Below are 13,207 nucleotides of genomic sequence, written 5' to 3'. Positions count from 1 at the left end.
ATTATTTTTAAGGGGCTAGATAAAATGTTAAAGATATTAGGTCGAACATCCTCAATTAATGTTCGTAAAGTGTTATGGACAGCACACGAACTGAACCTTGAATTTATTCATGAAGACCAATGGGGAAATACAGAATCTCTAAAACAACTAAACTACTTAAAACTAAACCCTAATGCACTCATTCCAGTATTAATTCATGACCAAGGAGCATTATGGGAAAGCAATACAATATGTCGCTATTTAGCAGCAACAACCCAACATGAAAATATATTACCAACAGACCCTCTTGCTAGAGCCGAAGTTGAAAAATGGATGGATTGGCAAAGCGCTGAACTAAACCCTGCTTGGCGAGCCGCTTTCATGGCCCTAATTAGAAGAGACCCCTTCTATTTACAACACTATGAGCTAGTAGAATCCAGTATTGTTTTATGGAACGAAAAGATGCTAATACTGGATTCTGTTTTAGCACAAAATAAGACCACAAAAAACCACTACGACTACCTATGCGGGGAGTATTTTACCCTGGCAGATATTGTTGTAACACTGTCTATTCAGCGTTGGCTACTAACACCTTTAAATCGGCCGAACACTCCATTTTTAATCGATTATTATCATAGGATGATAAACCGCCCAGCAGCATTAAAATGTATCGACCCAAACACCGCCTAGCATTGCCTTATAACAAGCTACTGACAGCAATAAATACAAATAGCTACGATAACGACTCTAACGGAGATGCTGGGCTAGAACATTTGTCATGCCAAATTTGGTTGACCTGTTCTGGCAACAGTATTTCATGACCGCCATCAACAAATGGAATGGAAATATCCATTCGACCTTCATCATTCGTATACGCTTTAACGATAAAACGTTTAAATCCGTCAGGCTTATCATTTTTATACCGATAAACTTCCCCACATACATAACCAACCTTACCTTTATCGGCAGTATAACGAGCGAAGTGATATTCTATATTTCTAAACTCAGCGGCTTGCGGGTATGCCAAAACATCATTAACATTCTTTTTGACTTGCTCAACTAAACTTAATTGGGTTGGCTTCATATATAGTGCCCCTAATAGAAAAGCAGCACCAAAAATAAGTATCGCAATGATTATTTTAAAAAAATTCATTTGATGGTCGCCATTACCTTACCAATATTATGCATGTGATTTCATTTATGATAATAACTGTATATCATTTAAAATCCATCTTTAAAACGTAAATATTGTTAACTTAGCTCATTTTATTTGATTTTTATTACATCAACAGCCAAAGACCATGCAATAAGTAATGTTTAAATGAAATTAATACCATACATAAGCCAAATATAAAAACAGATTAAACTTAGGTTTAAGACCATGCATATTTTTATATAAGTAAAAAACAGTCATCTTTATAATGCTATCGCATTGTGATTATCGATAAAATATTAGTATAGTCAAAACTAAAACTGTCAGTTATACGGAGCCCCACAATGAAAACAATTGGACTTATTGGTGGTATGAGCTGGGAATCTACTCTGCTTTATTATCAACAACTTAATGAAGGCATTAAACAACATTTAGGTGGCTTACATTCTGCAAAAATTATTTTATATAGTGTAGATTTCGCCGAGATAGAACACTACCAAGCCAATGGTCAATGGGATTTGGCAGCTCAATGCTTAGCTGAGGCAGGGAATCGTTTAAAGCTTGCAGGCGCTGATTTCCTTGTTCTATGTACGAATACAATGCATAAAGTTGCCACGGCAATTGAAATGGAAACTAACCTCCCTCTACTACATATTGCTGATGCAACAGGTGAGCGGATAGTACAATATGGTTTAAAAAAAATAGGGTTACTGGGAACTTCGTTTACTATGGAGCAACCTTTCTATAAAGATAGGCTAACAAATAAATTTAATTTAGACGTATTAACACCTAATCTTAATGATAGAAAAATTATTCATGAGATTATTTATAATGAGCTTTGTTTAGGGAAAATAAACCAAGCATCAAAAAAAGAATACCAACGGGTTATGTCATCATTAGTACAACAAGGAGCCGAAGGGATTATTTTCGGATGTACTGAAATTACATTATTAGTTAATGAAAAAGATACCACAGCCAAAGTATTTGATACGACAGCTATCCATGCTCAAAAAGCGGTGGAAATCGCATTATCTATTTGATTATCAGGGTAACAATAGATACTGCCTTTAATACCATTAGAAGGTAGTATCTACTAATTAAATCTAATCTATTCAGCATACTTATTAGTGTAATAAGCATAATTTATCATTCATCATGATACATCCTACTAATTTCAAACATATAGCACATATAAAATGTCATTAAATTTTGATAGCCAAACTATTCAAATTAAATTAGTTTAAATTAACATTGCTTATTAATAACTTTAATCTTTCATTTTACAGATTATTACCCATTGAATATTAATTTTCATCTACGATAATCACTAAAAAACTCACTGAAAAAATGGCTATTATGAAGAAAAACAAAGTTGGTAACATCGTATTAGGTAATTTTATTAAGGAAAAACGTCTAGAAAGTCAATTAACGACAAAGCAAGTAGCAGAACTGATTTCTGTTTCTGAACGCGTCTATATAAAATATGAGGATGGTTCCCTATCTATATTTATAGACCACCTTGTATTACTTTCTAAGATATTCAAGGTTGATCTTAAGGTGCTGTTTGATATTTATATTGATGCAGAACCATCTTCTAAATTATAGTATTACCTTTATGACTGTACACTAAGGACGCTCTTATTTAGATTATGTCACATTTAACTCGACAAGATGTAACTATTCAGTAAAATATTAATCTATTATAACCATTATACAGGGGGCTATCATAATGTTACCAAAAGCAGAAAAACTCCCCTTCTAATAAAAAATTTCCATTTATTATTAGAAGGGTTTAAAAGTGAATTACATAAAATTTAACGTTGATACATGGCAACGTAAAGAGCACTTCCATGTATACGACCAACTTATAAACTGTGGTTTTAGTTTAACAACGAAGATAAATATCACCAATTTAAAAAAGCAAATAGATTCAACAAATTATAGTTTTTACCCAATTATTATTTATTTGCTATCACAAGTGGCAAATACCTATGATGAGTTTAAATTAGCCAAAAAAAATGGTGAGCTTATTTTATGGGATAAAATTAACCCAAGCTTTACAATTTTCCACCAAGAAACTGAAACATTTTCTGCTTTATGGTGCGAGTATTCTGATGATATTTGCCAATTTATGGAGAATTATCATCAACAGTTGATATTGTACAAAGATAACCCCAAATTATCTCCTCAGCCAATACAAGCTGACAATCTCTTTTATATATCATCTTTGCCATGGGTAGAATTTGATAGCTTTAATTTGAATATCTCTGATATAACAAAAAATTTCGCCCCAATTTTTACTATAGGGAAATTTTACAGTGAGAACGATACATTATTACTTCCACTAGCAGTACAAGTACATCATGCTGTCTGTGATGGTTTTCATGTTGGTAGGTTTCTCATGAGATTACAAAAACTGTGTGATGAATTCACTATTTAGTTCTATTTAACCAGTCAGAAGGAAGTTAAACCTTCCTTCTTTCCAGATAAACACAGGCGATAACTATTAATATGGTGCAGAATTTTTACCCTATAAATAGCCAACTGATAAATACCACATCACCTATAGCCCCACTTTGAACGATATATTCTACTGGGGTGACCACCATTTTTATGGTATTTGCTATAGTATATGAAATCAACTCCATCGGGTTTATTGTAGGCATGTTTCCTCCATTTTTATCTAGGTTAATCACTTGTTTATTAGTATTCAATCAGATAAAAACTATAAATTTTTCTATTCCATTTTTACTTAACCACACCAACTTCTATCTTAGTTGTACCATCATATCCCTTCTAGCGACATTATTGTACTTTGGAGGTTTCAATTACCTATCCGAACAAATAAAAAACCTCTACATAAAGAGGTTTTTTATCACATCAATGACCTAGCTAAAGTACATCGATGAATGCGATTAAATTAACACCAAAACAATATATGAACTTAATTAATTTTGTAACTCATTCATATTTTTTATTTGGTCTCTGTTTATCTGCTCAATCTCACCCGTTTCAGCATTTTTATAGGAAACCAGTCCTGTTTCGCTATCCACTTCAGGTTTTCCATCTGAAATAATAGCCCGGCCGTCAACAGTCTCTATTTTTTGATTTGATGAACACCCTGCGATACCCATCGCTGATATAGAGGCGAATATAAAAATGGCAAATAACTTTTTAATTTTCATATCTATCTCCTAATTCAGTTAATAACAACGCCTACATATATTAAATATAATATATAAGTCGAAACTTTCAAGTAAATAGATTAAAGTATCAATATTAAAATTAGGTTTATCAACTTTTTATTTACCAAAAAAACACCATAACTAATTGATAGTTAACAAAAAAATAAATCCAACAACAATCATCAACTTACACTATTACTCATTATATTTACAAATATAACGGTAACTTTATAAAAAACAAAATTAATAACTAAATTAAAATCATAATATTAATCACGCGTTGTTAATTAAAACTATAGGGCATTTTTTGTCACCCCTCTATAAAAATAGAAATATTAATAGCGGTATATTTAATAACTCAAATCTAATATAAGCTAATTTGGACTATTTTTACATAACTCAAATATTTTTAGAAAAAATCGCTCGTTTAATATAATGAACTCAAAAAATTAAACAAAGTTAACTAGCTGTACGATAGTATTAACCCTACATTTTTAGCTCTACCATTTTAGATTGGACTTCGACTCATCAATTAGAGCTTACCCATTATTTTTCAAGTTAATGTACCTCCTCAAGTTGCTTGCCAAACTATCATACTAGTCAAGAAGCAAGACACATAATAAAGCTTTTTTACTAATTAGTATCGAAAGCCCCCAACCATCTGCTATCATTACAGGCTAAGAAATTTCTATGCTAGGAATGTTTTTTAGTTTTGTGTCTGTTAGCTATTTATTTCTAATCTTGGGACTTGGTTTTTTTGATTTTTTCAGGCAAAAATAACCGAAAAGTGACACCCAACCATGAACATCACAAAGCTAAAAAACAATTAATTTACAGCTAATTGCGTAACAACCAGCAACAATGAAGAACAATTTAGAATGACAAACAATAAAGAACAATACAACTTAAACAAGCTGCAAAAAAGGATCCGCCGTGATGTCGGCCAAGCGATCGCTGATTTCAATATGATTGAAGATGGTGACCGGATAATGGTTTGTTTATCCGGTGGCAAGGACAGTTATACCTTACTTTCCATTCTACAAAGCTTGCAAAAAAGTGCACCAATCCAATTTTCATTGGTGGCTGTAAACTTAGACCAAAAGCAACCGGGTTTTCCTGAACATATTTTACCCGCCTATCTTGACAACCTTGGCGTTGAATACAAAATTGTTGAAGAAAATACCTATGGCATTGTTAAAGAAAAAATTCCGGAAGGCAAAACAACCTGCTCCCTATGCTCCCGTTTACGTCGTGGGATCTTATACCGCACAGCCACAGAATTAGGCGCGACAAAAATAGCGCTTGGTCATCATCGTGATGATATTTTGCAAACCATGTTCTTAAATATGTTTTACGGTGGTAAATTAAAGGGTATGCCACCTAAACTAATGAGCGATGACGGAAAACATATCGTTATTCGCCCTCTGGCTTATTGCCGTGAAAAAGACATTGAGCGTTTCGCACAAGCTAAACAATTCCCCATCATTCCTTGTAACCTTTGCGGTTCACAGCCAAACCTGCAACGGCAAGTGATCAAAGAAATGTTACGTGATTGGGATAAACGCTACCCTGGTAGAATTGAAACCATGTTCCGTGCCACCCAAAATGTTGTTCCATCTCATTTATGTGATACCGAGCTTTTTGATTTCAAAAATATTTCTCACGGCGATGACATCATCGATGGTGGAGATTTAGCATTTGATCGAGAAGAAATCCCACTACAAGCTTTTACTGATGAAGATGATACCCCAGATTTTATTACACAACGTCTTGATATCGTAGAAGTGAAATAATTAACCTATAGCCTCCATAACGGAGGTTATTTTTTGTCGGATTTTAAGCAAAAAAAAGCCGATGTAATCAACATCGGCATTACAGTGGTCAATTATTCTGTATAAGAACTCAATATGAGAAAAACTACAATTATGGAGCACAACGTTCATCGCTCAACGTTGCATTCACCTGCAGGACTTATACTGCCCTAAAACCCCATTGGTTTTATTGATTTATCTCAAACTAGGTTGGGTTATAAATAATAAGTCATCAATTTTAGAGCCAACGGCTTTTTCTCAACCACCATAAGACCGTTCCAATTAAGATCGCCAATAAAACACAAAAGGCGCTAAAAGCAAAACGGAACTCATTTCCTGGTATCCCGCCTAAATTAACACCAAACAACCCTGTCAAAAAAGTAGTGGGTAAAAATATCATCGCCATTAATGACATTGTATAGATACGACGATTCATCATCTCTGTCATCATATTAGTTATCTCATCAGAAATAATCGCGGTACGAGCAATAAAACCATCGAGATCTTCAATACAGCGCCCTAATCTATCTGATATTTCTTGAATTCGACGACGGTCGGTATCATCTAACCACAGTAATTTTTCAGTCGTTAAACGTGAAAACATATCCCGCTGAGGAGCCATGTAACGGCGAACTACAATAATCTGCTTGCGAAGTAAAGCAAGCTCCCCTCTTTCCGGAATTTGGCCATTTAATATAAAATCTTCCATATCAATTAGGCGTTCATGCAGAGAGTCAGTAAAATCACTTATTTCATCCGTAATCGAATCAGCAACCTCAACTAACCAATCCCCCGTACTTTGTGCGCCCACGCTTTGTTTTAAATCATCGATAACAGGGTCAAGTGAATTAACTTTTCGGTGGCGGCTTGAAATTATCATCCGGTTGTTAATGAATACACGAAAAGCAATTAACTGCTCAGGGCGCTGACCGACATTAGTATTTAAGGTTTGCAGTGTTAATAAAATACCATCACCAACCCGGATCAACCGCCAACGACCAGAATGACCTGATAGCGCTGATTTTACTTGGTCATTAAATAAACCCGATTGTTGGATCCAATTAAAACTTTGTGGGTCTTTATAATCGTAATGAAGCCAAAATGGCGATTGCTGACTGGCACTCGCATTAACATCAAGTGGCAGCAGCCCACCGTCCCCATTTAACTGAAACGCATGTACAGGATTTGAGTTTTGAAATAATGAACCATAAATCAGCCCCATGCAATTTCTCCCTTTTATTAACAATATGTTATTTTTAATCGAATAAATGAAGTATTGCAATTATTTCAAGGCGATGTTTGAAATCAAAAGCGCAGAACAATAAAAACCCATAGAAGACAAATAGACCATGATAAATAGTAAAATATCGCCATTTTTGCTAAAAAAAGACACATCGTTGACACAAACGAGCAATAAAATAACTTATAAATTTTTTATTATAAAAAGGTAGTGTTTATTCCTTTTTGGTCCTCCTTCCCTTTCTCCAGAGGAAGGAGTTTTTTTAGATACTAATTTAAAAAATTAGCCTATACCTAGTACAGGCTAAGTAAATATTTAATATGTTACGTTAGTGTTTTATGATATAAAAACTATGGCTATAGGCCACATCCTCTGGGTTTTCAATCGGATACCCCTTTAACCAAGGCTTAATTAAACGTGCATTAGTATATTGATAGATAGGAGCAATAGGTGCCTCTTTAGCAATAATTTTTTCCGCGTTATTATAATATTGGTTACGTAATCGCTCATTGGTCTCAATACTGGCGGACCCCATAACGTCATCATATTGCTGGCTATTAAATTTTGGAATATTGCCACTATGTTGTGATGTTAATAAAGACAAAAATGTCGACGGCTCATTAAAATCCCCAATCCATGATGCCCTGATAACATCAAAGTTCCCAGTATTACGGCTATCAATATATGTTTTCCACTCCTGATTAACTAACTTAACTTCAGCACCTAATTTTTTCTTCCACATAGAAGCAATAGCAATGGCTATTTTTTGATGGTTTTCCGAACTATTATACAATAATGTTAATTTCAACGGGTGATTTGTACCAAACCCAGCTTCTTGCAACAAAACTTTCGCTTGCTGGTCTAATTCTTTTTGCGAGTAGCTGTTATATAAGCCTTTCTCTGGTTTAAACCCGTCGGTAACATCTGGAGTAAAATAATAAGCTGGCTTTTCTCCTGTCCCTAATACCTTGCTCGCAATTAATTGGCGGTCAATCGCCATAGACAACGCTTTTCTGACCCTAACATCACTCGTTGGCGCACGTTGTGTATTAAAAGCATAATAATAAGTCCCTAATTGATCTGGTGTAAAAACCTCATTAGGAATATCCCTTAACAATTTTTGATAGCGTTGCTTGGGGAATGATTCTGTAATGTCTAAATCCCCAGCTAGATAACGGTTTGTTGCATGAGATTCTTGATTAATAGGTACAAAAGTCACCTTAGTAACCACCGTATTTTTATGATCCCAATAATTTGTATTTGGCGTTAAAACAATTTTTTCATTTACAACACGGTCAGATAATACAAATGCACCATTACCAACGAGATTTCCTACTTTTATCCAATTAGCACCAAATTTCTCAACGGTTTCGCGATGTACTGGAAATAAACTAAAATTGGCAGTAAGAGATGGAAAGTACGGGACTGGTTTATTTAACACAATTTTTAACGTGTGTTGATCAACTGCCTCCACACCAAGTTGCTCGACAGGCAATTTCCCATCAATAATATCTTGTGCATTGTTGATACCAGCTAATGCAGCAAACCAAGCAAAAGGGGACGTCGTATTAGGCGAAACAAGCCGTTGCCAGCTATAAACAAAATCTTGTGCTGTCACCGGTTCACCATTAGACCAGCGTGCATCAGGACGAAGATTAAATATCCAAACTCGGTTATCCGATGTACTCCATTTAAGCGCAGTTCCAGGAATAGGTTTGCCATGCTTATCTTGGTTAACTAGACCTTCAAAAAGATCTCGCATGACTTGTGCTTCTGTTAACCCTACGGATTTCACTGGGTCCAAAGAAGCTGGTTCATCTTTAAGGTGGCGAGTCACTTCCTGATTTTCAGCTAAAACAGTCCCCGCAGGAATAACTGCACTAATAGCAGGTGTAGTAAAAAAAACTGAAGCAAATAAAATAGTTAAAGGTGTGAATGGACGTTTATGCATTTTATTTTCTATCTGGTTAATATGTAAATTTAACTAAAAATCAGATTTAGCTAAGTGATTTGAATAGAGACAGAGTATGAACAATATTAATCTGTTGAGCCCCCTCTTTATTCACAATTTTTCCTTTATGCAGCATATGCTTTGAGCTTTAAAAAATCCATATCCTAGGTTTTCTTTAGCGTATTGTAAGCTTAAATAGATCTGAGCCTTGGAGCGCGTCGCCATCCCAAAATTTTATGAGTCGCTGCGTCCAATAAAATAACATTAAAGATCATGATATTTTATCCTATAAATTATAGGTTGCTAAAGAAATGGATACAGGCTAACGAGCTTTTGTTACACTCAACAGAGTACTTTGAAAAAGGTATGATAAAAAATGTGGGCATTAACAAGGCTTAACAGTTATATAATCATCCGACGTGATACCTTAATAAGAAACTTAATTTATCGTTATGTCGCCGTGTTAATGAGTCACTTGCCCCACACACAACTTAAGGTATACAGTAAGTCAATGTAGGCAGCAGTATAAATTTTGGTCATTAATAGAGTATAAAACTCAACACTGTGTCACTTTATCTATGAAAGCCTTTAATCGCGAAGACTTTTCTTTAAAAAACAGATTAAGTAACCAGTGACTCAATTTATAAACGGGAGAATATTCATGTCGCAAACAGTTAAACTAAAAGGCAATGATGTTGCAGTTAATGGCGTATTTTTACAAGCAGGAACAAAAGCAAAGCCTTTTACCCTTGTTACGAAAGATCTCAGTGAAGCAACTTTAGAAACGTATGCAGGCAAACGTAAAATCTTAAATATTTTTCCAAGTGTTGATACCGGTGTTTGTGCGGCATCAGTTCGCAAGTTCAATCAACTGGCTAGTGCTTTAGATAACACAGTGGTTCTATGCATTTCAGCCGATTTACCATTTGCACAAGCTCGTTTTTGTGGTGCAGAAGGTATAGACAATGTTGTTATGCTATCCGCTTTTCGTAGTGATTCTTTCGCTGATGATTATGGTGTTGCTCTCGCAAGTGGCCCTTTAAAAGGCCTCACCGCTCGCTCTGTTGTCGTTTTAGATGAAAATGACAATGTTATTTATAGTCAACTAGTACCAGAAATCACTGAAGAACCTGACTATGACGATGCTTTAAACAGTTTAAAATAAGTGATTTAATATTATTTAGGTCACCACCAAGCGGGAAGGTTTATTTCCCGCTTTCACCTTGCTGCAACAAAATATCAAGTCAATCAACATGTGCCCAATAGAGTGGGTGATGGTTCTTCGCATTAACGACATTCGCAAACAATTTATTACCGCTCATGAGTGAAATCAATGTGTGCGATAACGTGCTTAATACTTTTAATGCTTGCTCCTGTGTCACAGGGCAACACGATGTCAAAATATCGATAATTAAATCGCGGGGTTTATAACCATTTTTTACTAAGGCTTCCCACGTAAAACGGTTTTTTTTGGTTAAATATTTCACAGCCGCTTTATTCATTAAATACAATTCAGCAGCCGATGCCGCAGACTCAAACATATCATTTTTATAATGAGACTGACTCATGTATTCACGCAACTTAAGGTTTACAACAAAATTAATGGTGAATTGATCCATGGCGACTCCTTGTAGGCTTTAACCTATTGAATGAGATTAGGTACCCATAAACAGCTGCTATATTTATTATATAGCAGGAAAAATCACCAATTAGCAATAGTATTAGTCGGGTTTTGCCCGTTTGAAATCTAAATATGAGTGGTTAAACAGAAAAATAAGCATTCAGCAAGACAAGCGCGTTTTATCGCCTCCCCGCCGAATGGTTAATAAAGAAATGAATTAATCAAGGTGTTTAGTAATTTCTAGCGATGTCCCATCACTATTTTGCCTAAATTGTAAGTGAGTTTCCCCACCTTCAAATTCCTGTTCAATTTTTAAGTTCTGACCACCATTCCAACGGTAGCGAATAGCAACACACCCTTCAGATGGACATGGCATATCCATATCTGTTTTTATCATTAGCTTTTTAGTTAAGAATTGTTGCCCATCAACCAACCCTGCTCGGTAGTGTTGATAGGCTTCTAGGATTGAATCACCCGTAAAATAGCATTTAGTCAACGCACCATTTTCATAGATTTCATCCATAGTTTGCACAGTATCTTGGCAATATTGGTTTAGCTCATTATTTGGTATCGATGTTTCCGCCATCATTGGTGTACTCACTCCAACCAATATTGCAGCTAATATGAATGTTAATCTTTTACTCATTGTATTTAATCTTGCTCTTTTTTGGTATTGAGGCCATATTCTCTCAGCTTATTGGCAATTGCTGTATGAGAAATATCCAAACGTTTTGCTAATTTGCGCGTACTTGGATAATCACGGTATAAACGTGACAACACCGAAGCTTCATAACGCTTCGTTATTTCATCTAGAGAACCATTAAGTGAATCCAACGCCAGAGCAGGTGTGTTCGCAACAGTTGGCAGTTGGACGTTATCTGCATCTAAAGTATGGCCATCTAATTGCGTTAAACTTTGATAAAGTGCATTTCTTAACTGCCTTACATTGCCCGGCCAGTCATAACTTCCCAAATACTCAATTAATGAAGGCGTTAATTTAGGTTCAGCCATATGTAATTCTTTCGAGAAACTCGCAACAAATGCTTTAGTCAACGGTAAAATATCTTCTTTGCGTTCACGTAATGGCGGTATAGCTAGTGTTAACACATTTAAACGGTAGTAAAGGTCTTCCCTAAATTTCTTCTCTGCGACTAGCTGAGGTAAATTTTTCTGCGTAGCACAAATCACGCGAACATTCACTTTCACTTCCCGCTCTTCGCCAACACGCCTGAATGTCCCATCATTTAGAAAACGTAATAATTTAATTTGCATTTGAGGCGACATTTCCGCAATTTCATCAAGTAAAACAGTGCCACCATTTGCTTGTTCAAAAAAACCTTTTTTACCTTCAACTGCATTTGGATACGCCCCTGCGGCATAACCAAATAATTCACTTTCCACCACATCATCAGGCATCGAAGCACAATTTAACCCCAAGAAAGGTTCCTTCCCCCTCGCGCTATGTAAATGGCAAGCTTTCGCTAAAATATCTTTCCCTGTTCCTGTTTCACCCACAAGTAACAAGGGTTCATCAAGCATCGCTATACGTTTTGCCCGTTCAACCACATTTACCATCACAGGGCTAACAGCAATAATTTGTTCAAAGCCGCTTTTATCAATTTCAACCACTTGTTTACGCTGTTGGTCTAAAATTTCAGCCGATTTCAGCAATAACACTGCACCTGTACAATGGGATTTACCATTTTCATCAGCCAAGATAATTGGTGTGACTTGCATTAAATAGTCTCGGCCTTTAATAACGACTTTTTCTGTATAAGGCTCTGGTGATTCACGTTCAAACCAACGCAATAAACCTTGGCTACCAACGAGTTGAGAAAATGTTTTCTCACGAATCTTGGTTTCATCGTAGCCAAATAACTGTAATGTCATTGGGTTAACCAATTCGATATTTAATTTATTATCAATAGACAAAACGGGCTCTGGAAATGAATTTAATAACGCCCAAACAGCTTTATGCTCTCGTTCTGAAGGCATAAAGTAAATTCGACGTACATCAATGACACCATTAATACGGCGAATCTCTGCCATCAATGTACTAAATACCTGAAAATCTACAGGTGTGAAGTTAAGGTAAATTTTACGTTGTGGTGAAATCTCAATCCCTTTCAAGTCAATATTTTGCAGGACTAAAAGATCAAGTAATTCACGTGTTAAACCGATTCGGTCTTGGCAGGTCACTTCGAGGCGCATGGATAGAAACCTTTATCAGAAAAGTCGATTGAATAAAGGTATTTTAGCGTTAAATA

The 13,207-nt window shown here is 35.5% G+C and carries 14 protein-coding genes; 6 read left to right on the top strand and 8 right to left on the bottom strand.

Going from position 1 to position 13,207, the window contains the following annotated elements; translation table 11 throughout:
• Positions 1-24 precede the first annotated feature (24 nt).
• Positions 25-669: a glutathione S-transferase family protein gene (locus RB151_RS10015; RefSeq protein WP_042843986.1), complete on the top strand. Its 645-nt coding sequence runs from the start codon at positions 25-27 to the stop codon at positions 667-669.
• A gap of 43 nt (positions 670-712) precedes the next feature.
• Here the strand turns inward: RB151_RS10015 and RB151_RS10010 are convergent, their stop codons facing one another.
• Entirely contained in the window at positions 713-1,063 is a 351-nt protein-coding gene (locus tag RB151_RS10010) for a hypothetical protein (RefSeq protein WP_181469237.1), read from the bottom strand.
• Between the two features lie 413 nt (positions 1,064-1,476).
• Here RB151_RS10010 and RB151_RS10005 point away from each other — a divergent pair, with 413 nt between their 5' ends.
• From RB151_RS10005 to catA, 3 genes are all read left to right on the top strand, one after another.
• Entirely contained in the window at positions 1,477-2,172 is a 696-nt protein-coding gene (locus RB151_RS10005) for an aspartate/glutamate racemase family protein (RefSeq protein ID WP_042843987.1), read from the top strand.
• A gap of 307 nt (positions 2,173-2,479) precedes the next feature.
• Positions 2,480-2,737: a helix-turn-helix transcriptional regulator gene (locus tag RB151_RS10000; protein ID WP_225832907.1), complete on the top strand. Its 258-nt coding sequence runs from the start codon at positions 2,480-2,482 to the stop codon at positions 2,735-2,737.
• Positions 2,738-2,930: 193 nt separating this feature from the next.
• Positions 2,931-3,572, top strand: a complete 642-nt coding sequence (gene catA, locus RB151_RS09995; protein ID WP_042843990.1) for a type A chloramphenicol O-acetyltransferase — start codon at positions 2,931-2,933, stop codon at positions 3,570-3,572.
• An 85-nt stretch (positions 3,573-3,657) separates the two neighbouring features.
• Here catA and RB151_RS23470 read toward each other — a convergent pair whose 3' ends face one another.
• Both RB151_RS23470 and RB151_RS09990 read right to left on the bottom strand, forming a co-directional pair.
• Positions 3,658-3,798, bottom strand: a complete 141-nt coding sequence (locus RB151_RS23470; protein ID WP_164975491.1) for a hypothetical protein — start codon at positions 3,796-3,798, stop codon at positions 3,658-3,660.
• Positions 3,799-4,080: 282 nt separating this feature from the next.
• Positions 4,081-4,317, bottom strand: coding sequence for a YgdI/YgdR family lipoprotein (locus tag RB151_RS09990; protein WP_071548030.1), 237 nt, complete (start codon positions 4,315-4,317; stop codon positions 4,081-4,083).
• An 878-nt stretch (positions 4,318-5,195) separates the two neighbouring features.
• On the opposite strand from RB151_RS09990, the gene ttcA reads away from it, so the two are divergent.
• Positions 5,196-6,110, top strand: a complete 915-nt coding sequence (gene ttcA, locus RB151_RS09985) for a tRNA 2-thiocytidine(32) synthetase TtcA (protein WP_042843992.1) — start codon at positions 5,196-5,198, stop codon at positions 6,108-6,110.
• Between the two features lie 256 nt (positions 6,111-6,366).
• Here the strand turns inward: ttcA and zntB are convergent, their stop codons facing one another.
• Positions 6,367-7,350 (bottom strand): zinc transporter ZntB, encoded by a 984-nt coding sequence (gene zntB / locus RB151_RS09980; protein WP_042843993.1) that lies wholly within the window; start codon positions 7,348-7,350, stop codon positions 6,367-6,369.
• A gap of 346 nt (positions 7,351-7,696) precedes the next feature.
• Positions 7,697-9,319, bottom strand: coding sequence for a peptide ABC transporter substrate-binding protein (locus RB151_RS09975; RefSeq protein WP_071548029.1), 1,623 nt, complete (start codon positions 9,317-9,319; stop codon positions 7,697-7,699).
• A 661-nt stretch (positions 9,320-9,980) separates the two neighbouring features.
• On the opposite strand from RB151_RS09975, the gene tpx reads away from it, so the two are divergent.
• Entirely contained in the window at positions 9,981-10,484 is a 504-nt protein-coding gene (tpx, locus tag RB151_RS09970; RefSeq protein ID WP_042843995.1) for a thiol peroxidase, read from the top strand.
• Between the two features lie 79 nt (positions 10,485-10,563).
• On the opposite strand, the gene RB151_RS09965 is transcribed toward tpx, so the two are convergent.
• The 3 genes from RB151_RS09965 to tyrR form a co-directional block, all read right to left on the bottom strand.
• The gene (locus tag RB151_RS09965; RefSeq protein WP_042843996.1) at positions 10,564-10,938 is read right to left on the bottom strand and encodes a hypothetical protein; all 375 of its coding nucleotides are present in this window, start codon (positions 10,936-10,938) and stop codon (positions 10,564-10,566) included.
• 219 nt (positions 10,939-11,157) lie between these two features.
• The gene (locus RB151_RS09960; protein ID WP_071548028.1) at positions 11,158-11,586 is read right to left on the bottom strand and encodes a hypothetical protein; all 429 of its coding nucleotides are present in this window, start codon (positions 11,584-11,586) and stop codon (positions 11,158-11,160) included.
• Between the two features lie 5 nt (positions 11,587-11,591).
• Positions 11,592-13,151, bottom strand: a complete 1,560-nt coding sequence (gene tyrR / locus RB151_RS09955) for a transcriptional regulator TyrR (protein ID WP_048607033.1) — start codon at positions 13,149-13,151, stop codon at positions 11,592-11,594.
• Positions 13,152-13,207: the final 56 nt, after the last annotated feature.

Origin of the sequence: Providencia rettgeri (assembly GCF_001874625.1) — a bacterium.
GTDB lineage: Bacteria > Pseudomonadota > Gammaproteobacteria > Enterobacterales > Enterobacteriaceae > Providencia > Providencia huashanensis.
This window is presented reverse-complemented; position numbering and strand designations above follow the sequence as displayed.

Coding starts and splice junctions, on each gene's coding strand:
- RB151_RS10005 (WP_042843987.1), top strand. CDS start 1,477: ATGAAAACAATTGGACTTATTGGTGGTATGAGCTGGGAATCTACTCTG.
- RB151_RS09960 (WP_071548028.1), bottom strand. CDS start 11,586: ATGAGTAAAAGATTAACATTCATATTAGCTGCAATATTGGTTGGAGTG.
- RB151_RS10015 (WP_042843986.1), top strand. CDS start 25: ATGTTAAAGATATTAGGTCGAACATCCTCAATTAATGTTCGTAAAGTG.
- RB151_RS09990 (WP_071548030.1), bottom strand. CDS start 4,317: ATGAAAATTAAAAAGTTATTTGCCATTTTTATATTCGCCTCTATATCA.
- tyrR (WP_048607033.1), bottom strand. CDS start 13,151: ATGCGCCTCGAAGTGACCTGCCAAGACCGAATCGGTTTAACACGTGAA.
- RB151_RS10000 (WP_225832907.1), top strand. CDS start 2,480: ATGGCTATTATGAAGAAAAACAAAGTTGGTAACATCGTATTAGGTAAT.
- RB151_RS09975 (WP_071548029.1), bottom strand. CDS start 9,319: ATGCATAAACGTCCATTCACACCTTTAACTATTTTATTTGCTTCAGTT.
- zntB (WP_042843993.1), bottom strand. CDS start 7,350: ATGGGGCTGATTTATGGTTCATTATTTCAAAACTCAAATCCTGTACAT.
- ttcA (WP_042843992.1), top strand. CDS start 5,196: ATGACAAACAATAAAGAACAATACAACTTAAACAAGCTGCAAAAAAGG.
- RB151_RS10010 (WP_181469237.1), bottom strand. CDS start 1,063: ATGAAGCCAACCCAATTAAGTTTAGTTGAGCAAGTCAAAAAGAATGTT.
- RB151_RS09965 (WP_042843996.1), bottom strand. CDS start 10,938: ATGGATCAATTCACCATTAATTTTGTTGTAAACCTTAAGTTGCGTGAA.
- RB151_RS23470 (WP_164975491.1), bottom strand. CDS start 3,798: ATGCCTACAATAAACCCGATGGAGTTGATTTCATATACTATAGCAAAT.
- tpx (WP_042843995.1), top strand. CDS start 9,981: ATGTCGCAAACAGTTAAACTAAAAGGCAATGATGTTGCAGTTAATGGC.